The organism is Buttiauxella sp. AC038, from assembly GCF_979253565.1.
Window position 1 is genome coordinate 40,653 of sequence record NZ_CEEDCQ010000004.1, and the last position, 23,397, is coordinate 64,049.

General features: G+C 46.7%; 18 protein-coding genes and 4 pseudogenes. 8 read left to right on the plus strand and 14 right to left on the minus strand.

What is annotated here, in order from left to right:
* Positions 1-75: 75 nt before the first annotated feature.
* The 4 genes and pseudogenes from AC0IXI_RS23780 to AC0IXI_RS23795 form a co-directional block, all read right to left on the minus strand.
* A pseudogene (locus tag AC0IXI_RS23780) lies at positions 76-378 on the minus strand (antirestriction protein ArdA); the annotation flags it as partial.
* A gap of 491 nt (positions 379-869) precedes the next feature.
* Entirely contained in the window at positions 870-1,988 is a 1,119-nt protein-coding gene (locus AC0IXI_RS23785) for an NADH-dependent flavin oxidoreductase (protein ID WP_471683331.1), read from the minus strand.
* A 6-nt stretch (positions 1,989-1,994) separates the two neighbouring features.
* Positions 1,995-3,059, minus strand: a complete 1,065-nt coding sequence (locus AC0IXI_RS23790) for an alpha/beta hydrolase (protein ID WP_471683332.1) — start codon at positions 3,057-3,059, stop codon at positions 1,995-1,997.
* A gap of 192 nt (positions 3,060-3,251) precedes the next feature.
* A complete protein-coding gene (locus AC0IXI_RS23795) occupies positions 3,252-4,142 on the minus strand; it encodes a LysR family transcriptional regulator (RefSeq protein WP_471683333.1) in 891 nt (296 codons plus the stop codon).
* Between the two features lie 812 nt (positions 4,143-4,954).
* Here AC0IXI_RS23795 and AC0IXI_RS23800 point away from each other — a divergent pair.
* The 3 genes from AC0IXI_RS23800 to AC0IXI_RS23810 all read left to right on the plus strand — a co-directional run bounded on the left by AC0IXI_RS23800 (position 4,955) and on the right by AC0IXI_RS23810 (position 7,512).
* A complete protein-coding gene (locus AC0IXI_RS23800) occupies positions 4,955-5,635 on the plus strand; it encodes an SOS response-associated peptidase family protein (RefSeq protein WP_471683334.1) in 681 nt (226 codons plus the stop codon).
* A gap of 174 nt (positions 5,636-5,809) precedes the next feature.
* Positions 5,810-6,238, plus strand: coding sequence for a translesion error-prone DNA polymerase V autoproteolytic subunit (gene umuD, locus AC0IXI_RS23805; protein ID WP_154156200.1), 429 nt, complete (start codon positions 5,810-5,812; stop codon positions 6,236-6,238).
* Positions 6,238-7,512: a Y-family DNA polymerase gene (locus tag AC0IXI_RS23810; RefSeq protein ID WP_471683335.1), complete on the plus strand. Its 1,275-nt coding sequence runs from the start codon at positions 6,238-6,240 to the stop codon at positions 7,510-7,512. Before umuD ends, AC0IXI_RS23810 begins: the two co-directional genes overlap by 1 nt.
* 835 nt (positions 7,513-8,347) lie before the next feature.
* Here AC0IXI_RS23810 and AC0IXI_RS23815 read toward each other — a convergent pair.
* Both AC0IXI_RS23815 and sopA read right to left on the minus strand, forming a co-directional pair.
* Entirely contained in the window at positions 8,348-9,310 is a 963-nt protein-coding gene (locus AC0IXI_RS23815) for a ParB/RepB/Spo0J family plasmid partition protein (protein WP_471683336.1), read from the minus strand.
* Positions 9,310-10,476, minus strand: a complete 1,167-nt coding sequence (gene sopA / locus AC0IXI_RS23820) for a plasmid-partitioning protein SopA (protein ID WP_471683337.1) — start codon at positions 10,474-10,476, stop codon at positions 9,310-9,312. The genes AC0IXI_RS23815 and sopA overlap by 1 nt, the downstream gene beginning before the upstream one ends.
* A gap of 744 nt (positions 10,477-11,220) precedes the next feature.
* On the opposite strand from sopA, the gene AC0IXI_RS23825 reads away from it, so the two are divergent.
* The 3 genes from AC0IXI_RS23825 to AC0IXI_RS23835 all read left to right on the plus strand — a co-directional run bounded on the left by AC0IXI_RS23825 (position 11,221) and on the right by AC0IXI_RS23835 (position 12,957).
* Positions 11,221-11,949, plus strand: a complete 729-nt coding sequence (locus tag AC0IXI_RS23825; RefSeq protein ID WP_157092126.1) for a replication initiation protein — start codon at positions 11,221-11,223, stop codon at positions 11,947-11,949.
* Positions 11,950-12,058: 109 nt separating this feature from the next.
* The gene (gene parS / locus AC0IXI_RS23830; RefSeq protein ID WP_471683338.1) at positions 12,059-12,502 is read left to right on the plus strand and encodes a type II RES/Xre toxin-antitoxin system antitoxin; all 444 of its coding nucleotides are present in this window, start codon (positions 12,059-12,061) and stop codon (positions 12,500-12,502) included.
* Positions 12,499-12,957: an RES family NAD+ phosphorylase gene (locus AC0IXI_RS23835; protein WP_471683382.1), complete on the plus strand. Its 459-nt coding sequence runs from the start codon at positions 12,499-12,501 to the stop codon at positions 12,955-12,957. The genes parS and AC0IXI_RS23835 overlap by 4 nt, the downstream gene beginning before the upstream one ends.
* A 26-nt stretch (positions 12,958-12,983) precedes the next feature.
* On the opposite strand, the gene AC0IXI_RS23840 is transcribed toward AC0IXI_RS23835, so the two are convergent.
* The 5 genes and pseudogenes from AC0IXI_RS23840 to AC0IXI_RS23860 all read right to left on the minus strand — a co-directional run bounded on the left by AC0IXI_RS23840 (position 12,984) and on the right by AC0IXI_RS23860 (position 19,606).
* Complete coding sequence (locus tag AC0IXI_RS23840) at positions 12,984-13,739, minus strand: tyrosine-type recombinase/integrase (protein ID WP_471683339.1); 756 nt, start codon at positions 13,737-13,739, stop codon at positions 12,984-12,986.
* Positions 13,740-14,138: 399 nt separating this feature from the next.
* Positions 14,139-16,154, minus strand: a complete 2,016-nt coding sequence (locus AC0IXI_RS23845) for a hypothetical protein (protein ID WP_471683340.1) — start codon at positions 16,152-16,154, stop codon at positions 14,139-14,141.
* A gap of 101 nt (positions 16,155-16,255) precedes the next feature.
* Positions 16,256-17,961: pseudogene (locus tag AC0IXI_RS23850) on the minus strand (YobI family P-loop NTPase).
* A gap of 640 nt (positions 17,962-18,601) precedes the next feature.
* A pseudogene (locus AC0IXI_RS23855) lies at positions 18,602-19,063 on the minus strand (IS6 family transposase); the annotation flags it as partial.
* Positions 19,064-19,261: 198 nt separating this feature from the next.
* Entirely contained in the window at positions 19,262-19,606 is a 345-nt protein-coding gene (locus AC0IXI_RS23860) for a hypothetical protein (RefSeq protein ID WP_471683341.1), read from the minus strand.
* 526 nt (positions 19,607-20,132) lie between these two features.
* On the opposite strand from AC0IXI_RS23860, the gene vapB reads away from it, so the two are divergent.
* Both vapB and AC0IXI_RS23870 read left to right on the plus strand, forming a co-directional pair.
* A complete protein-coding gene (gene vapB / locus AC0IXI_RS23865; protein ID WP_471683342.1) occupies positions 20,133-20,363 on the plus strand; it encodes a type II toxin-antitoxin system VapB family antitoxin in 231 nt (76 codons plus the stop codon).
* Positions 20,360-20,776, plus strand: coding sequence for a type II toxin-antitoxin system VapC family toxin (locus AC0IXI_RS23870; RefSeq protein WP_471683343.1), 417 nt, complete (start codon positions 20,360-20,362; stop codon positions 20,774-20,776). Before vapB ends, AC0IXI_RS23870 begins: the two co-directional genes overlap by 4 nt.
* A gap of 40 nt (positions 20,777-20,816) precedes the next feature.
* Here the strand turns inward: AC0IXI_RS23870 and AC0IXI_RS23875 are convergent.
* The 3 genes and pseudogenes from AC0IXI_RS23875 to AC0IXI_RS23885 all read right to left on the minus strand — a co-directional run bounded on the left by AC0IXI_RS23875 (position 20,817) and on the right by AC0IXI_RS23885 (position 23,078).
* Positions 20,817-21,719, minus strand: a pseudogene (locus AC0IXI_RS23875) (restriction endonuclease).
* A 721-nt stretch (positions 21,720-22,440) separates the two neighbouring features.
* Positions 22,441-22,656, minus strand: a complete 216-nt coding sequence (locus AC0IXI_RS23880) for a hypothetical protein (protein ID WP_471683344.1) — start codon at positions 22,654-22,656, stop codon at positions 22,441-22,443.
* 287 nt (positions 22,657-22,943) lie between these two features.
* Positions 22,944-23,078, minus strand: a complete 135-nt coding sequence (locus AC0IXI_RS23885; protein ID WP_471683345.1) for a hypothetical protein — start codon at positions 23,076-23,078, stop codon at positions 22,944-22,946.
* Positions 23,079-23,397 lie beyond the last annotated feature (319 nt).

A 23,397-nucleotide genomic window follows, 5' to 3' on the forward strand; every position in this document is an offset into this window, starting at 1 on the left:
GTTGCCGGTTCCGGCAGGCGGAAGGCCTGCCAGGTTTTTTTGCGGGCTGACAGTCAGGAACACAGCCAACCGGGAAACAGTCAGCCGGGCGGCCGTCTGGTGGTTTTCCTCTGCGGATTTATACGCCTCCACAAACGCCCAGTTGATGTGACATTCCGAGGCCATAGCGGAAGGAAAACCCTCATTGTCCTGGAACATCAGCTCCGGCTCGGCCTCGTCGGCGTGAAGCGCACGACAGGCGTCATAGAACTCCGCCTCATCATCAAAATCCGTCACATCCAGCCACCGACCGGCCAGGCTGCCGCAGTTGTATTTATGGTATGTGCCAACGTAAACCGCAGGGGTGTAACTGTGTGCATAAAATCCTCCGTCGTGAATGTTATCTCAGCGCCGGCTTTCACCGTGACGGCACGACAGACGGGCGTAAAGCGGAGAATGCAGGGGCGGGCCCGCAGGCCGCAGCGCAAACGACAACGCGCAGGCGGGCCGGACGGTGAGCGCGTGAAAACTGAACGCGCGAGCGACGGGAGGAGCGGCAAACGCAGACGTGCGAACGGGTGAGCATTTGTGTTTGATGTCAATGAAAACAGGAAGAAGTAATCAGCTACTTACAACAGAGCGAAGTAGTTAGCGGGAGATAAAAACATTTTTAAGAGGTTCATTAGTGCAACGTCCGCTGTGAGCGACAAGCGGATGTTATGCCTGAAATAATGTCCCTATAGTTTGAAGAGGACTTAAAGGAATAAGATAAAATTTACATGGCCGTAACCCAGTTAATCCCGAAATCCGGCCATGTAAGAACTGTCCAGGTTCTGAAATGAAATTAATGGCAAGTTGATTCTAATTGTCATATTACGGTCAGGCCGTATTTAACGGATGTTAAACCAGCCAGTCGTTTCCTCAATTACACGCCACAGTTTCTGGGGTATAGCAAGTTGCTCTACGTCTGATGCAGCAATATTGAGAGCAATTTTTCCTTCAGCTTTGCCATCTACGAATTTAACCCAGTCTGGGTTCATCACCATACCCTGACCTACTGCCGTCAAAGATACCCCTGCTTTAACAGCATCCTCGGCTTGCTCTGGTGTTCGCAACTGCCCGGCAACAATCAGAGGTATACGTCCAGCAAGGTGATCGCGCACGATTTCGATGACTTTGGGGCCATTCGGTGCATCAACGGGTCTGGCTTCAAGTGCATTACCGAGTGATACATGAAGATAATCAATACCCTCATCGACCAGGCGGTCAACCAGCTGAAGCGACTCATCAATGCGCAACCCATCTTCGTAATGCTCATCCAGTGAAATGCGGTATCCCATCAGGAAGGGATTGGTTGCATGCTCAGCAATCGTTTTACGCACACTCTCAATGACGCTGAGTGGGAAACGCATACGGTTTTTAAGAGAGCCGCCCCATTGATCCTCTCTACGGTTGGAATGAGGTGAGAAAAAGTTCTGAAGTAAAAAGCCATGAGCACCATGTAACTCAACACCATCAAATCCTGCTTCTATTGCACGGCGAGTTGCTTCCCCGAAATCCTGAATAACAGTTTCGACTTCTGTGCATGTCAGTTCACGAGGGGTAACGGACGGTGCGAAAGGACCGGCGTCACCGGGAATAGCGCTTGCAGCTACAATATCCGAAACCAGTTCAGGGCTGGTTTTCACACCTGCATGGAATATTTGTAAGATTGCCGGTGCTCCACCGCTTTTTGCAGCAATAGCAAGGCGCTTTAAACCGGGAATAAATTTGTCGTCATACGCAGCAAACTCTCCCGTAAACCCAATGCCGTTTTCCTGAACATGTGTACAGCCAGTAATGACCAGTCCGATGTCCTGAACGCGTCGACGATAATATGCTTCTTCCTCATGAGATACCGTGCCGTCATCATGACCCGCCCAGGTCGTCATCGGGGCCATCACAATACGGTTGCGCAGCGTCACACCTTTACCGAGTGAAAATCTTTCAAGTAGTGGAGTTTGTTTCATGGATAGTTATACCTGTACGAGATTTTTCTTGAAGAAAGGAGCCAGCTGACTCGCTGCAACCGTTGCACCCTGACCATCATAGAGGTCCATATGTGTGGCACCCGGAATGATATGCAGCATTTTTTGAACAGAGGCCGCAGTGTTGTGTAATTCCTGGCTGTGCCAGAGCGATCCTGCTTTACTACCGGCAACAATCAGAAGTGGTTGTGTTAAATAGACATCCGCTCCTTCAAATCCGGTGAAAGACGCTAGCGTACTGATACTTGTCATCAGCATTTGATTGGTAGAAGTCGGATATTTTCCGCGTTCGGTCAGATAGTAGTCCGCAGCTTCCTGAAGATCTTTTGGGGCACTGGTATCACCTAATTTGGGCACGTAGTTAACATAAACCGGTGCGCCGCCTGCTGCTTCGATTGTGCGCTGTTTAGCAACCGCATCCAGAGTTGGAATGAGCTCAGATTCTGATGTTGTTCCCTCCCAGCCTTTACGGGTCGCCGCTCCAACATCTACGGCACTGACCGTTGCCAGCGCTTTGATTCGGCGTTCCGTCATCGACGCTTTAACCGTGATACCACTGCCTGCACAAACGCCTAATGCACCGATTCGATTATTATCGACATAAGGGAGAGTCGTCAGGTAATCGACTGCGCTATAGAAATCGACGACTCGCTTCATGGGATCATCAACAAAACGCGGTAATCCGCCACTAGCCCCCTGATGGGAGGCATCAAACGCCAGGGTGACAAAGCCTTCTTTAGCCAGTTTGAGGGCATAAAGGCCAGCTGTCTGTTCCTTAACGCCACCACCAGGGTGGACAACGACAATAGCAGCGTATTGACGGTTTTCGCTGAAATCCGGGGGGACGTAGACATTTCCGGACATCATTATCTCATTGTTCCGGAACAGGACGCTGGTGACTGTGATGCCATCTACGTGTGTCGTGGTGCCAGATGTATTAGGTGTAGGTGAGAGCATGGCTGAAGCATGACCCGCCATCAGTAATCCTGCTGAGGCCACTGAACTCGTCAGGATAAAATTTCGGCGGCTTAACCCACCTGTTTTATTACTCATTGCAAGACTCCTTCATATACATGATGGCGGCCCTGGCCGCTGAAAGCACATGGATTGTTTCAGCGGCCATCTTAATCTCTTTAGTATTGAGAAATTAGATGCTTAATTTCGCATGGGCTTAGAAGGAGGTTTTATTAATAGGGTTATAAGAAACTGAGTTCGATATGGACCAGGACAAACAACGCTCAAAGGTTATGGGTTGCGGAGCGCATCGAGCACAAGTGCAAATGCCGGAGAATGTTGTAGACGGCTGGGGTAGTAAAGATGATAGGGGGGACGCGGTGGACACCAGTTTGTCAGTACCTGGACTAACATCCCGTTTTCAAGATAAGTCTCGACGGTATCTAGCGGCAGATAAGCAAGTCCCAGTCCATCCAGGGCGGCTTGCCTCATCATATTTATTGTGCTGAAAGTCGCTCGTCCATCAATACGGACCTTAATTTCCGTCTCATCCTTGCGAAACTCCCAGGTATAGAATCCGCCATGAGTGGGCAGACGTAATCTGATACAGCTATGGTCGTTTAAATCACGAGGCGTTACCGGATGGGTTTTTCGCTTGAAATAAGAGGGCGCTCCGACCACTGCAAAACGGAAGTCCCTGGCAAGAGGCAGGGAAATCATATCCATATCGACCTGTTCGCCCAACCGAACGCCAGCATCATAACGCTCAGCGACAATATCTTTGAGTCCGTACTCGCTGATAATTTCAATGTTGATATCGGGATACTCAAGCATCACCGGGGCGAGTTTAGGCCAGAGAATTGTATCGGCTGCATGTTCAACGGCAGTAATACGCACAGTACCGGCTGGTTTTTCTCTCAACCCGCTGAGTGCGGCGATCTCACTTTCAATTTCGTCAAAATGTGGTCCTATACGGGAAAGTAGCCGTTCGCCAGCTTCTGTCACAGAAACGCTACGCGTTGTACGGGTAAGAAGACGAAGGCCAAGATCAGCTTCAAGAGTCCTTACCGTGTAGCTCAGTGCCGACTGCGAGACACCTAACTGAGCAGCCGCTTTTGTGAAACTTTTTTCACGGGCAACTGCGATAAAAGATTGATAATCGTTCACATTTCTACGGCGCATTTATTGACCAGGTTCTTTTGGATTAATATTTCTTACGTATAAAATAATTCCTGGCATGGAGGTTTGTCTATTGGTAACGATCCAATGTTCCTCATCCACGACAAGTAACCATTAGCACTCACTAATGCTCAATAGAACCAAGGCTTACCAACTTCCGCTTTTGGCACAAGGCGGACTATCAAGTGTTCCCCCTGAAAGGATACGAAACATATGCCGAACCTTAATATTTCAAAGAATATGAGAACTAAAAGTTATCCCGCTTTCCTCTTCCTTCTCATACACCCAGTCTTTTTTTCGTCACGGAACATCGCATTCAGGATCGTAACAAATTTTCGTATACACGCAGTGAGAGCTACCTTTTTCGGCTTTACCCGTAACAGCAGCCCGGTATAAAAACTCTTGATTTGCCGTTAAAACGTACGGCTGAAAGCATTGCCCTTCCCGTTTTTTTCATCTGTTCACGCAGCTGATTATCCGGTACACCGCTCTTCCTGAGCAAACCGGTAACGATTGTCTCAACCACGTTCCTGAACTGAGCCATATTTTACCCTCCGGGAAATTTTGTGCCTGTATTCAGAGCGCTGACCAAAACCAGATGTTTGATAAGATCTGCGGGCCTGAAGACGGGTTCGGGTGGTTTTTGTCACTTCTCTGCCTTGCGAATACCCGCTGTCTGAGTGAGGTATGGCCAGCCTGCATTTTCCATCGCAACTGGTTTTCTAAATAATCATAGCGGAGCGCAGCGACATCCGTTTCTCATGTTCCTTCTGCAGTGCTCATCTATCCTTAGAAGACCATTGTGCGGAGGCAATATGTGCGGAAGATTCACGCAGTACAACACACGCGAAGAATATCTTAGCTGGCTTGCTGACGAGTCTGAGCGGGATATCCCCTATGATCCGGAACCCCTCGGCCGATACAACGTCGCACCCGGTACGAAGGTTCTGCTGCTCAATGAACGGGATAACATTCTGCATCTCGATCCGGTGGTCTGGTCTTTTGCGCCAGCGTGGTGGGGTAAACAACCCCTCATCAATGCCCGGGTTGAAACGGCCGCAACGAGCAGGATGTTTAAGCCGTTATGGACACATGGACGGGCAATCGTTTTTGCTGATGCCTGGTATGAATGGAAAAATGAAGGAGGAACTAAACAACCTTACCTGATATATCGAGAGGACCGGCATCCACTTCTCTTCGCCGCTATTGGCCATCCCCCGTTTGAGCGAGGAGATGAACACGAAGGTTTTGTTATCGTTACCGCAGCCGCCGATAAAGGTCTCATTGATATTCATGATCGTCGACCTCTGACACTGACGCCATCAGCCGCCAGACGCTGGCTACGACAGGAGACGACAAGCCAGGAAGCAGAAGAAATAGCGCGGGAAGGAAGTGTGACGGCAGATGAGTTTACGTGGCATACCGTCACTCGGGCTGTGGGGAATGTCAAAAATCAGGGGGCCGGGCTGATTGAGCCGATCGATAAATCGCCATAGCGGATCTACAAGGAATCACACAGAGTTATCCCCTGAAAATGTGGATAAGTCATCCAACTATTTTTCACGACAAAACAGGAAACTACCAGAAAGAGGGGGCATAACGCTTGCAACCGCGCATAAACAGTAAATAATACTGTATATAAAAACAGTTATATTTTCCGGAGTTCGTTTATGTTGCGCTTCATTCCTTCAGCCACAACCCCAGACATTGTCAGGCTTCCGCTCTTTACAGAGCGTTGTGCTGCCGGCTTCCCCTCCCCTGCTCAGGATTATGTTGAAGCAGAACTTGATTTGAATGAGTACTGCATTCGCCGAAAAGGATCGACTTTCTTTGTCAGGGCAATTGGCAGCTCAATGACAGATATCGGGCTTAATGATGGTGATTTGATGGTTGTGGACAAGGCGGAACGGGCACAACACGGTGATATTGTTATTGCAGAAATAGAGGGAGAATTTACGGTAAAACGTCTGTTACTGAAGCCCCGACTGGCCCTGCAGGCGATGAATCCCGCCTTTCCCACCTTATACCCCGACCCGGAACAACTTGAGATTTTCGGCGTAGTGATGGCCTTTGTGCACAAAACGCGGAGTGGTGACTGATGTATGCCCTGGCGGATGTGAACGCATTCTATGCCAGTTGTGAAAAGGTCTTCCGGCCAGACCTGCGAGGGAAACCGGTAGCCGTGCTCAGCAATAACGACGGGTGTGTGATTGCCCGCTCGGCTGAAGCGAAGCGGCTCGGGATAAAAATGGGGATGCCGTGGTTCCAGCTCAGGCAGATGCAACTGCCGGAAAAGCTTCATATCTTTTCGAGTAATTATGAGCTCTATGCGAGCATGAGCAACCGAGTCATGTCTCATCTGGAGGAACTGGCTCCTCGCGTCGAACAGTACAGTATCGATGAAATGTTCCTGGATATTCGCGGCATCGACAACTGTATTGATTTTGAAGATTTCGGCAGGCAGCTGCGTGAGCATGTCAAAAATGGTACCGGACTGACCATAGGGGTCGGAATGGGAATTTCAAAGACTTTAGCAAAATCAGCACAATGGGGTTCTAAAGAGTGGCCACAGTTTCATGGTGTGCTGGCGCTGTCCCCTGGAAACAGACAGAGAACGGCTAAATTGCTTTCTCTTCAGCCCGTCGGGGAAGTCTGGGGCGTGGGTAACCGACTGACTAAAAAACTACATGCCATGGGGATCACCACGGCCCTTCAGCTGGCGCAGAGTCATCCCGCCTTTATCCGACGGAACTTCAGCGTGGTTCTCGAGAGGACAGTTCGGGAGTTGAATGGCGAGCCGTGTATTTCGCTTGAAGAGGCTCCGCCCCCAAAACAACAAATCGTGTGCAGCCGCTCGTTCGGAGAACGGATCACAACTTACGATGCGCTGCGACAGGCGATATGTCAGTACGCTGAGCGGGCTGCTGAAAAATTACGGGGTGAACGCCAGTATTGTCGACACATCGCAGTGTTTGTAAAAACGTCACCCTTTGCTGTTAACGAAACCTATTACGGTAACGTTGCGAGTGAAAAGCTGATGAATCCAACTCGAGATACCCGTGACATTATCGCTGCTGCCGTGAAGTCGCTCGACAGGATTTGGCTCGATGGATACCGTTATGCAAAGGCTGGCGTGATGCTGAATGATTTCACACCGACGGGTGTGTCTCAACTTAACCTGTTTGATGAGATACAACCACGTGCTCACAGCGAGCAGCTGATGAAAGCACTGGATTCGATTAATCATTCAGGACTGGGAAAGGTCTGGTTCGCAGGGCGTGGTATCGCCCCGGAGTGGCAGATGAAACGAGAAATGCTTTCACCTGCCTACACAACACGATGGTCTGAACTACCGGTAGCTAATATCCGATAATCGGTCCCGATTTTTTTCAAAGGAATATCTATTTCCAAGCAACTCAGATCTCGTATTACCAATATCCAAGTTATCCCATAAACAGGTTGGGACCATGGTCTCAGTTAGCAGGTTGGGACCGTGGTCCCAGTTAGCAGGTTGGGACCGTGGTCCCAGTTAGCAGGTTGGGACCGTGGTCCCAGTTAGCAGGTTGGGACCGTGGTCCCAGTTAGCAGGTTGGGACCGTGGTCCCAGTTAGCAGGTTGGGACCGTGGTCCCAGTTAGCAGGTTGGGACCGTGGTCCCAGTTAGCAGGTTGGGACCGTGGTCCCAGTTAGCAGGTTGGGACCGTGGTCCCAGTTAGCAGGTTGGGACCGTGGTCCCAGTTAGCAGGTTGGGACCGTGGTCCCAGTTAGCAGGTTGGGACCGTGGTCCCAGTTAGCAGGTTGGGACCGTGGTCCCAGTTAGCAGGTTGGGACCGTGGTCCCAGTTAGCAGGTTGGGACCGTGGTCCCAGTTAGCAGGTTGGGACCGTGGTCCCAGTTAGCAGGTTGGGACCGTGGTCCCAGTTAGCAGGTTGGGACCGTGGTCCCAGTTAGCAGGTTGGGACCGTGGTCCCAGTTAGCAGGTTGGGACCGTGGTCCCAGTTAGCAGGTTGGGACCGTGGTCCCAGTTAGCAGGTTGGGACCGTGGTCCCAGTTAGCAGGTTGGGACCGTGGTCCCAGTTAGCAGGTTGGGACCGTGGTCCCAGTTAGCAGGTTGGGACCGTGGTCCCAGTTAGCAGGTTGGGACCGTGGTCCCAGTTAGCAGGTTGAGACCATAATCCCAGTTAATAAGTTAGGTTTAGATCAGCGGTAGCTACTTACAGGTAAATTCAAGTTCCAGAAGAATGGCTTCGACACGTTCGACAATATCTACAGGGAGCACTGAGGTATCCAGACTAAGGATAAACTGGTTGCCTTTAACTCTGCTGATAGCACCAGGCGCATATTGTCGTTTAGTTGTTTGTATCCTCTTTGCGCCTGATGAAGCTTTCGCACCATTCAATTCATTAAAAATTTCTTCCGCATCCAGTTTTTCACCGGCAGCTTTTCTTTGCGAAATTCGTTGAACGTGAGCAAGAATATCTGCTTCATGGATGGCAAAAATTTTCGACAGCGCATCTCCGGATCTTGCAGATAATTCACCAGGATGGGAGAAGAGGGCCATCAGTTCTCTCGGTAATTTGGCTGTATTCATGCATCGTGAAATGATTTTACGTGAAATATTTTCTGCCTCAGAGAGAGCAGAAATATTGCCACCAAACTCTTTATTCAGCCGTTTGATATAACGATGACCACGTTCGTAAGCACTCGTAGGGCGATAATCATTCCCTAACTTACTTAACGACCCCATCTGTTCATCATCCAGATCCCCGACCAAAATTCGGAAATCACAAGCAGTTAGCATCGCAGTCATTCGGCGTCGGCTGCCATCAGCCACCTCTATAACATCAGCAACTTTTCTGCCGAACGCCGGACTTTGTTGTCCGGAAACCAGGAAGGAAGGGATAAGGTCATCCAGCGCTTCTTCCGTTAACAGAGTCTGGTCACGTTCATTATTGACCCAGACTTTTGATTCCGTCTCAATTTTGTCACCGGGTATCGTTTCGAGTGTGAATCTGACATCACGACCACAAACAGGTAACGTAATTGTATTACCTCGAGCCATTGCACTGACTCGGGCGATAAGAGAGTCAACAACGGGTGCAGCAGGCGTTTCAGATGCATATTTTGCTGTTGGTGTCGTCACGACCTTCGGAATAATTGGCGCTCGTTTCATTATCGAATCTCCCAGTGCGGTTTGATCAGCCGATCAAATATCTCCGTACAAACTGGTTCCCATATAGACAACGCATTTCTCCATGCCCCTGTTGATGAACGTTGGTCGATAGCCTGTTCAAAAACGGTACGCATACGAATTTGCCCTTTTCCTACTTCATCTGTTTCACGAACAACATTCTTTAAAACCATGCTACCCCATGCATCGCGGATCTGTTCTTCCATCCACGGAGACTGGGAACCGTTGTTATTACTGTATTTGGTCAGCAGAATTCGCACGTCTGGTTCAAAACCTTTCAAATCCACATTTTTTAGCAGGTCACGCAGCATGTCGAAGAATTGCAAAGCCGAGGTGTAATCGAACAACTCAGCAGGAGTAGGGACAATAAGTACATCCGCAGCGCATACAACATTGATCGTCCCAATACCCAGGTTCGGAGCACTATCGATAACAACCACATCATAATCATGTGCAACTGTTTCGATGGCCAGACGCAACATCATATGGGGCTCTGTCGGAAGTTTACCTTCGTCGTATCGTCCCATCATTTCTGTTTCAATCCGATGGAGTGCTAAGCAGGAAGGAATAATATCGAGGCCGGGCCAACAGGTTGGCTTTACTGCATAACTTGCATCGTCACGTTCTCCCAGGTAGAAGGGCAAAAGCGTATCATCAGCATGAATATGAAGATCCGGTACCCAACCGTGATACATCGAGGCTGTACCTTGCGGGTCATTTCCTTCGACTAACAAAACCCGTAGTCCTTTTAGGGCCAGGTGCTGTGCAAGGTGAACGGAGACTGAGGTTTTATAGACGCCACCTTTATGTGCTGCTACGCCTACAACAGGGGGAAGAGTATTTTCTGGTCGACGCAGACGAGTATTAAATACGTCACGCATATGATTGATTTGTTCAATCGTATATCCCGCTCGCTGCTCAACACGTCCACGCATTTCCAGATCAGGATGGGGCAATCGACCACTTTTTTCTGCATCCCGAATGGCTTGTGATGATACACCAACCAGGTCTGATGCTTCACCAATGCGCCAGCGACGCGTAATTTTACGAGCTTCCGGGCTGTCATCATTAAACTGAGCAACTGCAATAGCTCTTGTCATTTCATGTCCAGCGAAAATGCACTGGTCGAGAGTATCCATTAACCCCATGTCGTAAGTCCTTCGTAGTTTAACTTTGCAATAATTAATTAAATCTTGGAATTTATTGCAAAGCAACAAAAATATTGCAAAGTACGTTAGTTATTGCAAAGTTGATCACTTATTAGTCGGAAAAAATTTCTTATTTATCAAAGATAGTTATTTGTAAAACGTAGTGCTCGCCGCAGTCTTTGACTAGCGAAGTCTGTCAAAGCGAGGAAGCGCAATATCACTGAACCGAAAGAGGCACGGCCACTCAGTTTGTTCAGACTTCACCGCCAAACTTTAGCTCTTTCCCATAGTGGTTGTTTTGTGCTCATAACATCCTCTTTCTTCAGGTGTTTCCCACAGTGGCTGTTTTGGGCTTATAACGACCTCTTTCTTCAGGTGTTTCCCATAGTCTTTATTTCAGGCCGTAAACTTTAGCCATTTCCCATAGTTATGCGCTTATCAACAGGTTATTTTTAAAGAGTTTTATTCTTTTTTCTTTTTAAAAGCTTTTTAGATTGCGCGTAAGCCTTTAATCACGGGGCTTCTGGCGTAGGTAGTGTGGGAAATAGCCTGGGTTACTATGGGGAATACATATAGATGGTGTGGGAAACAGCCTGGGTTTGTGTGGGAAACCGCTAAAGTAACTATGGGAAACACCTGAAGTTTATTTCAGCCTCACAAATTTGTGGGAAATAGCTGAAGAAGACCTTGACGGTCGACGGGTATCTGCCACTATGGGAAGAGGAAAAACATCCCATAACTGGCATGGACACCTGTAAAATGACGGATATAGTCGAACCGAAGCCCCATAATGCCTTAAAAATCTCTCAGTCTAATGAGTTGACGGAAGCTGCATACTATTTGCCATTACAGGCAAAACGCGTGTTGTGGTTGTGTCTGATGCAAACCTACTATCAACAGGAACACCCAGGTGTTTTCACGGTAAAGGTGGCTGATTACCAGCGCTACTTTAAGGTCAGCCAGGCCACGGCCAGTACCGATGTCCGCAAAGGCATTGATGAACTGGGGAACCGTCAGGTCACATTTTTCCCGTCAGAAGGGGAATATGAAGAAGTGCGTCGCCCGTGGCTTTCTGAGGCTGGGCTGAAACGTGGCAGGGGCCAGTGGAACATCGAGATCAACCCGAAGGTCATGCCGTATCTGACAGGGCTTACCAGCCAGTTCACCACCTATACTCTGCTCGATTGTGGACGAATCAACTCTGTTCGCGTGATACGCTTGTATGAAAGCCTCTGCCAGTATCGTTCTTCCGGTATCTGGATCACTTCAGCGGCCTGGCTTGCCGACCGTTATGAGCTCCCGGACTCTCAGCGTGCTAACTTTGCCGAGATGAAGCGCACTTTTTTGCTGCCTGCCATCGAGAAAATCAACGCACTGACGCCGATAAAAGTCTCAATGAAAGAAGAAGATAATGGCAAACTGCTCTTTTCAATTCTGGCACGGCCACTTCAGTTACCTCCCCTTGAGGGTTAGTGACAACTTCAGGTGTTTCCCATACCTCCTGATTCAAGACAATCTACTGGGCATAATTTGCCCGCAACCTACCATATGGTTATAATAAAAATACCATCCGGAGGTGCTTATGAAAGTCTTTACACCCACAATATCCGCTCACAGCCCTGACAACCTGTGGAAACACGTCGGCCTGAACGTGTCCGACAGCCTGATGCTGGTTGACGAGATTGATAAAGGGCTGGAAGGCGAAGTGGCCAGCCGCATCGTCTCCTGGGCGCACATCACCCAGGCCGATTTGCGCCGCATGACCGGTATTCCCGGCACCACGTTTAACCGCAACAGTAAAACCCGTTTCAGCCCGGCACATAGCGAACGTCTGGTGCGGTTCATCCGCGTGCTGGATAAGGCGGTGGATCTGTTTGAAGGGGATAAAGCGGCGGCCCAGCAGTGGCTCAATGAACCCAGCCGTGCCCTGGGCTGGAAAAAACCGGCCGACCTGCTGGCCTCCGAGTCCGGTGCCTGGGAAGTGATGAAACTCATCACCCGGCTGGAGCACGGGGTATACTCCTGAAGCTCTGGCGTCTGACCAAAACCCGTTACCTGATGACCGCCTGGACCGGGCAGGGTGCCAAAGAGGCGGGCGGCCGCTGGAACAGCGTCGGGACCGCCATGGTCTACACCTCGGAAGCCGCCTCGCTGACCATGCTCGAGACCCTGGTGCATCTGCATGCCGCAAATCTGCTCGATTCGTTTACCCTGCTGTCGGTGGACGTGCCGGATGCGCTGATTCAGGTGATTGAAAAAGAGAGCCTGCCGCAGAACTGGGCGGCATCGGAAGCCCCTTCGCTACTGGCTGACATCGGCGATCAGTGGGTACGTAGTGGTGAAGCGGTGGCACTGCGCATTCCCAGCGCGCTGTCACCGGTGGAGTACAATTTCCTGCTCAGCCCGGCCCATACTGAATATGCGAATATTATCAGCCAGGCCGTCACCGTGGATTTCCGCTTTGATGAACGCCTGAAGTAGTCATTTTTCTTTTAGCCACTTCAGGTTCAACAGTTATCGCGCAGCAGCTGCAGGGCATCACCCACCGGCAGGGTGAATGTCACGTTCTGACTGGCGGCGACATCGAGCGCAAATACCTTCGTATATACTTCGGTACTCTCGTACTTTTCATGCCCCATCAGTGACTGCAGCACCTTGGGTGGGGTATGGCCATACAGCAGGTGCATCGCAAAACTGTGGCGGAATGTGTGCGGGGAGATCTCCACCGTAAAGGTGACGCCGTCACGCTCCGCCTGGTTCACGGCCCCTTTCAGCCAGTTCCTCACGGTCCGGTCCGTGACACTCCACACCGGCATCGCGCGTTTTTCTCCCGTCAGCGCATCCACCTCAAACTTCTCCCGGGTACTGGCAAACAGATTGCGCATCTCCCGGACGTAATCCGCATCGGACAGCACCACCACCCGGTTAGCCGACTTGCCTTTCTGCGGACGACCGCCGCCAGTACGACGCTGCTTGGCGGTGCGGATCACCACATGCGGAATGTCATCATTCAATCTGAAATCGCGCCTTCTTAAGGCCAGCGCTTCATTGATCCGTGCGCCGGTGTTCCACAGCGTATTGACCAGACCATGTTGTGTCCAGTCCGGCAGATAGTGGAGCAGGGCTGCCACTTCCGGTGCCAGCAGATATTTCGGCAGCTCGGTGTAATGCAGGGCCATACGCCGCAGGGCGATCGCCCGCCCGTAATCCGGTTGGCCACCCGGCTGAGTCGGGACATTCAGGGTGACAGGATGTAACGACATGGCACCTCATTGCGTAAGTTGCGCTACGTGAATTCTGCAGGAGTTTACCCCACAAAAACAAAAAGAATTCACGTAGCGCAATCTGGTGGAAAACTGGGTCTATTTTCGCCTTCATGGCGCCGCTTCGCCACTGAAAAAACCCGCAGAGGCGTGCACGCTGGTTTTCCGACTTAAGTAAATATACCAGAAAACGGAAAAAGAAAAATGTCAGACAGGATCGGAAAAGGATCCGGAGATGATCCTTTTAGCCTGGATGATGGGGTGGAAAGCAGGTAGGAACACAACATCCTGGGGAGATACGTGAAAATGCCCCGAACTGCACGGGTTGCCGGGAATAGCAGAAAACGGAAAATCGCCAGGGCAAAGACCTGAGGGTCTCAGCCTGGAAACAACAAACGGCTATTCTTCCTCTTCTGTGCCAGGATTAATCATAACGGTGATTTTTCCGTCCTCACGCGCCTGGAAACTTTTTATCATGTGTACCGACTGTAGCTTCTCAAGGATCAGAATAACGTGCTCCTTTTCCGTCACAGTAATTGTCGCCTGCGTACGCTTGATGAATACATTCTGTAATTCATTTTCATCAATTTGATGACAGAGTTCTGCTAAGTCAGATTTGTTTCGATAACCCATAGAAATAAGTTTGACGAATAACCTAGTTTTGAATAATTTATTCTCACTGGTGTTAAGTACCGTTAAAATTACATCATGGGGCAAATTCAGTTGTGTAGTGTCAAGATTACCGTAGTAATCAATAAAGAGTGAAACCAGGTTGGCTCTTTCCGCTACCGTAAAACGGGAGTCGTGCATTAGCCTGGAAAGTAACGTTTTAAAGAAATATGTATCCGATATTTTTCTCAAATAGAATTCAGGATTTCCCAGGAAAACATCATGATACTGACTGAACCAGCAAACAAAGGCCTCACAGAGTTCTTCATCCAGTACGCAATATTGAACCGCAATACGTTCATATGTTTCAGCATCGAGGGAAAGCTTCAGCAATGTAATTAACCTGCAGAAATTACGGGCACTGAGTTTGTTATCAATTTCATCCATATTAATCTGAATGGGTGAAACAAGCTGCTGATAGGTATATTCATTCAGGTTTTCATTGCATATAATTTTCATATACAGAAAATCATAACGGTCGCCGTCATAAACTTCCAGACAAGACTTACTGAATTCGCTCGCGTGTTTAGTCGCATATGCCGACAATATATTCATGTTACAGTCTTCACAGATATAATCCATCAGTGATTCCCATCCCGGAGTGACGCGATCATAATGGTAAAAGAGATCATGAAAGGAGAGTATTTCATTATCTTTATTAAATGATGGCGTGACCGGTATACCAGATAAATCCGGGAGAGAGAAGTTCATTTCTCTGAGAATCATCTCTTTTGATTTGGCATTTAACGGCGTGTCAGTCAGTATATCTCTGATACACTCTGCATCTTCATTCGATGAAACGAATACGTTAAAAACAAACTCATTAATATTCGCAATAAAATATTCTCGTAAGGTCGTAAGGTGATGCTCAGTTGATAGTGTCCAGGGTTTTTTCTGGGCCTCCTCAGGTGAGAGGTTGTCGTTTTCCAGCAGGCATGAGATGACAATGCCCACGTTATTTTTTGTGATCCGATAAAGACTATGATTTGCGATGAACTGCAGACAATAGAGTTCTGTTGGTGTAAAAGGCCGGAACAATTCTTCATAGCAGGTACCAGCCTGAAGAATATGTTTCATAAAATACTCACATTTATCGTGAGGAAGTTGAGAAATAATACGACTACCAAGCAAATGAATAAAACTGCGATACTCACTTTTATCAAGTGCCTTAACAGGCGACAGGCCGGCAATGACACTGATTGAAATATCATTTACAAACAACATCTCCCTGTTAATTCTCAATACGACAATCATTCTGTCAAGATAATCGTTGAGATCCAGTGCGTTGACGATAAGCTTATCAAAAGTGTCGGGTTTGCTGAATCTGGTATAAAGGACAGAGAAAACAGTAAAGATGGCTTCATCAGACTGGCGGAATATTGAAGCTATCATGCCAGTAAAATATTCATTACGAGTGTCAATAAGATGAGTCATCAGCTGATGATGCCATGCACCATGAGCATAAATACGATTTTGTTCAACCAGTTCGTTAATGACCATTGCTTCATCATCGATGTAATACTCGCTGTTAGAGGTTTCGCAGTTGAGATCCTGGCCAACCGCTTTGACGAAGTCATTATCATTAACCGACATGGCACCTTCGTGGAAAATAGAGCGATAGGACATGTAATCCTGCATCACCAGGCCATCCGATAGCAGCACATACAGGGCATCAAGCCCTCCATAGTGCATATCGGTGCGTAAAACAGAGTGTTGCTGAGCAGTAATAAAGTCATGGTCTTTCATTTCTTCGAGATATTGTTTCGCTATTCCATCGAAGTTTTCTCGCCCAATGGAATGGATGAGCTCATTTAATGGAATGGCATTTCTTGACCTTATGGTGCTATTTACGTCGTGAAGTTTTTGATGTAATTTTCTGAATGATTTATTTTTATCCTCACCAAGTATTTTTTTCTTTCTAAATATTCTTCCAATAAATTATCTATTACGTCCGTTCCCATTGGCGTATACATGTTCTGAATTTGGTTATAATTGTAGAAGTGATAACCGACATATAAACATTCATGCGTAGAAAAATTAGCAATGAAGTATTGTTCATCACTGACCAGTTGTGAACTGTCAAATGGACTGTACTCGTTGTTATTGATTCTAATCGCGAAAAACACCTTACCCCACAGTATTTTTGGTATGAATCTTGATATAAGATCCAGTCTTATTTCTTCAGGGTATAATAACGTTTCTTCTTCCAGTTTTTTGGCTTCAACTTGAAGTTCTGACAATTCATCATCAAGAGCACTAAAATGTGAGGTGTGAAGTTTTTGTGTCCGATAGTTATGGATAAAAGAGTAGAGTATGCCTGTTTTTTTATCAGCAAGGTAATAATCCAGAGCATAAATATTTTTATAAAAGACCAGTGAGAACAACCTGATTTGAACTTTTGTGTTGTCCACGACCTCACTAAATATGAGATATTCATTGATGATATTTTGCAGGCTGCGCATGTCTCCAATATAGGAGGCGATTTTCTTGAGATGTTGATCACCTTTTTTGTCAAATTCAGGTAATTTATTTTTTAATAAAGTGAAGGCATTTCGGGTGTCCATAAACGGAATGACGGGGATGATAAAATCAAAAAATTTCGTTCGAGAGTCTGCTCCTAAAAATAAATCATCCCTTACAGCATAGATAAATCTGACTGGTTTATCATGCGCAATATTATTGTTAACGATTTTATTTATTTCACGCAATTTTACGAAAATTTCAGGTGTGCCCAGGCGATCAAGGTCTTCAAAAACAACGACCTTGTATTCCAGTCTTGAAAAAAATAGACTATCTCATCAAGGCAATTATTCAGTAAGGATGATGATTCCTTTTCACTCACTTCCACATCACCACTCAGAAAAGCAACCTTACTGAGTTTTATTTTTTTATCAAATATACCAATCCGTGATGCACATTCTGTGATGAAATAGAGTGCGGCAAGGGCTGTCAGGGCTAGCCCCGCACTCTTGATGATAAAATGTTCATTGAGGAATGCACTCCATGTTGAAGGCAAACCGATGAAGTCTGTGACTGTTTTAAAATACAGGAGACCGATAAATCCAGCTGTCGGAATGGCGACCTTTAGAAAAGAGCCATACGTTTTTAATGTATGCCCTGGATTTCTATTCAGTATCCGGTCTATTCTCGAATCAGGAAGTGAATCCCTGTTCTCTTTATACAGGATCTGTTGCAGGATGCTCAACTCCACTTCCTGATGAGGGGGAGCGACGGTATCTTTATTTTCCGTCATGTCAAACCCTGCCAGAGAAACATTTATGAATTTTTCATTACAATGATATTTCATAAATGAAGAGACAACCGTGCTTTTACCTGCACCATAATTACCGGTAATAGCTATGTTTCTTACGTCCTTCTGGGATAACGCGTACTTCAGTGCGGTGAAGTATTCCTGCATGCTTTCATCATTAATGGTTTTTGGCGCCAGGGTGTCATAGTGGCTGTTTGCCACTTCCTGTTCCCGCGTTTGAAACTGGACCAGCCATGCTTCTGCCTTCCTGCATAGTCGTATTATCCGGCTTAACACACTCATTTAGTGACTCCATCTGTGCAACGTAAAGAGGAGATGATCTGAAACTCCTTTCTGCATAACGTGCAGATCAGATTCATCCTGTTAGATGATATTTTATCGACTTAACATTATGACAAAAATGCAGTTTTTATAATGTTTTAGTCTTTTACATTAAAACTCATAGCTATCGACTCTCAGCAGAGCCGACGGTATTGTCCAGCCCCTATACAGCTAATACATAGTTCATATTGGGTCATATCTTCCGTGAATTACAGAAAACGGAAAGGGCTTCAGCGCGCGTGAAGCAGAATGCCTGTCAAACCTTACACAGAGGGTAAACTTAACTCACGCAGGAAAACACATGGACTCAGGAGAAATATCTGTATTGTAAATATACCGGATTAAATAAACAGGGACATAGAGGATGTGAAATTATGGGCAAAGCAAAAGAGGCTCGGTTATTAAAAATAAGTTTATGGAAAATACCCACGAAAATTAACCTATGATGTGAAATTATACATCATACTCACTTAAATAACGCTGTAAGCACTGAAAACTAACATCAGTTAATCACATTAAAAATTGCAGTGTCTGGCGATATATGTCGATCAAGATTGGATTTGTCTCACTTTTCATTTTATTAGTGATTTTTTAATGTTTATCCTTCCTGCTTCAGCAACGCCAGTGCCCACCCGTATGTCGGAGCTTTAACGATATTAATCAACCGTGGAATTTGCCAGCGCTTCGTATTATTCAGGAGTTTCCCCATAAAACGGTATGCGGCTTTACTGTTGCGGCGTGAGGAAAGATAAAAATCAACAGTACAGCCTCTGCTGTCGACTGCGCGGTACAGATAAGCCCATCTGCCGTTAACTTTTATATAAGTTTAATCCAGATGCCATGAGCAAAACCCGGAGGGTTGACGCCAGTACCAGCGAAGACGTTTCTCGATTTCAGGGGCGTAGCGCTGAACCCAGCGGTAAAGCGTGGTGTGGTCGACACTGACACCGCGTTCGGCCAGCATCTCCTGCAGTTCGCGATAACTGATACCATATTTACAGTACCAGCGTACCGCCCACAGAATAATGTCACGACTGAAATGCCGGCCCTTGAATACGTTCATGATTAGCGTCACAGGTGAAAACTACAGCAAAGCTTATCAGCGCTGCGATCTTTGCAACAGTGCCAGAATCTGCGGCCAAAGACTGGCGCTGTCCTTCACCACCTTCACGCCTTCAGTCGCAATAAACCAGTCAGCCATGTTTGTTCCTTATTGAAAAATCCCGCCATCTAATTACTACGGTTCTTTCCGTAGTGAATCTTAAAGCCTTCCTCCTCCCTTTTTTCGGGGACCTGTTTTCACATGCCACGACAGCTTTCCTTGGCACATAACCATTCTCAATATCTGCTGCTGAATTCGTGCCCCAAGAGATACTATGTCGGTACAGTTCTGAAGATCCCCTGTAGGACGTGGACGCGCCAGCAGAGACCATGCGTTATCATCATCATCCCACTCAGCAACTTCCTCACCCTTTGAATTGAGGATCACAAAGTAGTCTTCACCATTACTGTCGATTGTCCTGCGGTAATACACGCCACCATGCTGCACACTAACAATGAAAATAATTTCCTTTATCTGGTTCTCACTGCCGGGGACTTCAACCATATAGAGTCCTTACCATTGCATGATTCATTATCACACTCCGCAATCATCCCTTCCCATCACTGCCGCAATGCTGATCGCCCTTGTATTTCCTTTCCGTAAAAATCACTCACCTGATAATTAGCCATCATATAGTCATGATATTCAATTACCGGACGGCACTTTTCAGCCGATCCGACTTTCTTGCCTATTCAGACTTTCCGGAAGTATCTCCCGGCGTTAAAACAGGTAAAACGGCTATATTCCGGCGATTAGCTGAACCACCACGGTCAGGACGACCGCGGTTAACAGCCTGTCATACTTGGATTATATGGCGTAAAGGAAAATTGTTTCAGGAAAGTTTCCAGCGACAGAAGAGAAGATCCGTCACTACCTTTTTTCGGATCCTGTCAGAGAGAGCATCAAAACAGGATATGTGTCACATATGCAGATGTATGGCATATGTGACACATATCCCTGGCCTATACATATGCCTTGCATCTGCATATACTTAGCCTATGCATAAAGGCCTGCCGGCCAGGAGAAGATCATGAGAACCGTATCGATATTTAAAAATGGCAATAACCGTGCCATCCGCCTGCCTCGCGATCTGGATTTTGAGGGCGTCAGCGAACTGGAAATTATCCGTGAAGGTGACAGCATCATTTTGCGGCCCGTTCGCCCGGGCTGGGGATCATTCGCGCAAATGGGAAAAGCCGATGCGGACTTTATGGCAGAGCGTGAGGAGATTGTCAGCGATGAAGGACGATTTGAGCTGTGAATAAAACCTACATGCTGGACACCAATATCTGCTCATTCATCATGCGTGAGCAGCCCGACGCGGTACTGAAACGACTGGAACAGGCCGTATTGCGTAACCACCGCATCATCGTCTCGGCCATCACCTATGCCGAAATGCGTTTCGGGGCAATCGGTAAAAAAGCCTCGCCACGCCACGCACAGCTGGTTGAGGCGTTCTGCGCCCGCCTCGATGCCGTGCTGGCCTGGGACAGGGCTGCCGTGGATGCCACTGCTGAGATTAAAGCCGCACTGGCTGCAGCCGGCACACCAATTGGCCCGAATGACACGGCCATTGCCGGGCACGCCATCGCCGCCGGCGCCATTCTGGTAACCAATAATACACGGGAGTTTGAGCGGGTACCGGGCCTGGTGCTGGAAGACTGGGTTAAGTAAGCTGATGGTTCAGGGAGCACCTCTCATAACACACGGTATGTTATTTCAGCGTGCCGGGTATTTTATTTGTAAGGGTGAAAAGTCTGTCAAATTCCGCATAAGGCTCTCCCGTTTGGGCTGCATGCCGAAGTTTGGCTTCCAGAAGTTCGGGCACTGCGATCTCGTGACTGAGTGAATGATAAAGATCATAACCACTGCCACAAATAACCCGTTTCCCTTTACCGGAGGAAGTCAGACATTGAGCAGTAAAACCCATCCAGCTGATGAAAACGTCTCGTGTCCAGGTTGCCTTGGTGCTGAGTTTCCCTTCAAATATATGAAGATTTGCAGCCGGCGTCCTGTTCTGATGCCACTTCGCCTCCATCAGGTAAAATTCATCATTCAACCGAAAGCTGCCATCGTTCTGTTCGCCTGTATTTCGGAAAGACGAACGGGGAGCAAGCTTAAAGGTACTGACAGTTCAGGAAGCCAGCTTTCAAACCTGAGCCCCGAGGATGCGGCGTCAGCGTTTTCACCTCGTTCATATCGGTTATAAGAGAAGGCCAGTCCATTTCGTGCCATACCTGGACAGGTTTAACGCCTTTGGCTGTATCATCGTATGTATTTTCAAGACGGGAAATTAATGCAAGACAGTCATTACGACTTTGTTCAGCCAGCTCTGACATAGACTCCGTTTTATATTGCCAGAGGGTATCTAGAACCCGCAGGGCGGTCTCACGATCCACCTGTTTCAGCAAATATCTGAACCGTTTAGCTTTTGACGTTCCCTCCTCCTGATAATGTTCATTATCAATATCAATGTTGAGTTCTCCATCAAAAAAACCGTCAACGTTCGATTAGAGAAATCCAATATCCAGCCCGGGTCGCTTTCAAATACGAGATTTATCAGTCTAAGATCCTGAGGTAAATGCGATAACTGGCACTTATCTTTGTAACGTGTCACCTATCGAGAATAATACTGTGGCGAAGAAAAACACCATACAAAAAAACAGGCAAGAAATAACCCCGAGTAACCAACCTGTTGCCATTACCACACTACCTCGAAATTATTTTATGAGTTCCTCCTATTTACTAAGACGTAGCCTGTCATAGTGTATACCAAACAAGAAACTTCTTAATTAGTCTGGCGAATTTTTTTCGTAAATAATTACAGAAGTAATGGTAATGGTATAAAAAATTATCGAAAAATTACCATCCTTTCGGATACATCAATCTAGCAAAAAAAGTAAAATGCATATTTATTAAACCGAAGGCTGCCCGCGCCAATATTATATCACACCTCGCAATGGTTCCTATTTTATGAAATAGCCAACATTATATCCTTTAAAAAGATATAATGTACCTCATGCAAAGCATGGAATGTTGATATCATGGTCGTGTAACCATGCCATTTTTACACATGTCTATTGGTATTAGCTGATGGTTGCGCTTCAGGAAGTTGGACAGTTTACACTTTCATTAATCATTTCTGAAAATACATTTAACAGGGATTCTGTCAGCCTTCGATGGGAGCACCGTTTAATATACTGATATTGTGGATGAAACCACTTTTTTGTTCGTCTATAAAAACAGTAGCTTTTCTTTTAAAAGTTAAAAATGGAGAGAGTGAAAAAATATAAATTATCAAGATGGTTGTTTCTTCAGCGATTTAAACAGGGGGCTATTTAGCGCAAAGATCCTATAATTTGTCTGTATATATCGACAAGAATAGGATTAGGTTCTTGCTGCATTTGTTGAGAAAGCGCACTTATGAGCCCAGGAGTCGTGATCGCCCCTTTTTCGCTAATAAGCCGCTGTTTAATACAATTAACCAAAACTGAATTTACTAAAAATTCATGGGGAATAGTATGAACCACGTTGTGCGGGACAATATCAGTCATTTTAACGCTCTCTCTGTCAGAATGTTTGTAGGAAAAGATAGACACAGCTTTCAAATTTGTAAAATTTAAAATTCATATTTCTCTCTTTCTTTACTCAAGGCGGGAGATAATTAAAACAAAAGCGGAATTTTCTTAATTTTAAGAGCGACCTCATACTTTTGTGATTTTTATTGGTATGGTTGCTGTGTAACGAATGTGCATTTGCATACACTCAGGAGCAGATGGGGTTTCCAGCTCCTGAGTGATTTTTTTAATCGTAAAAATCGCCACGAGATTATGACCAGTGATTAATTTCTCGGGTCGATTACATCGGTTTCTTCAGGATCACCAGGTTCAACTACCTCAGGTAAATCAGGATCGACATCGTTCGGAAGCGGTTCATCAACCGGTACCGGATCGATCAAATCAGGACGTTCAGTCATAGCAACTCCTACAATTCAAAATGACAACATGCCAGAAAAACATTACTTCTGATTTTGTTTCGGCTTGTTTTCATCTTTTTTTGGTGTTTTTTCAGGGTTTTTTGGTTGATCCTTAGAAACATTCATTGTTATGCATTTCATGGATAACTCCAGTCGGGTAAACAGCGGTTTGCTGTATAAAAATTATAGATTTTTTTTATGATCCCGCGAGCGAAGCGGTATTATATTTATTGATTAAATGAATTAATATCCTTTAATTTCAAATAGTAACCAAATATCCTATCGATTTTTTATCATCTTTTTTTAATTTTCGCATGAC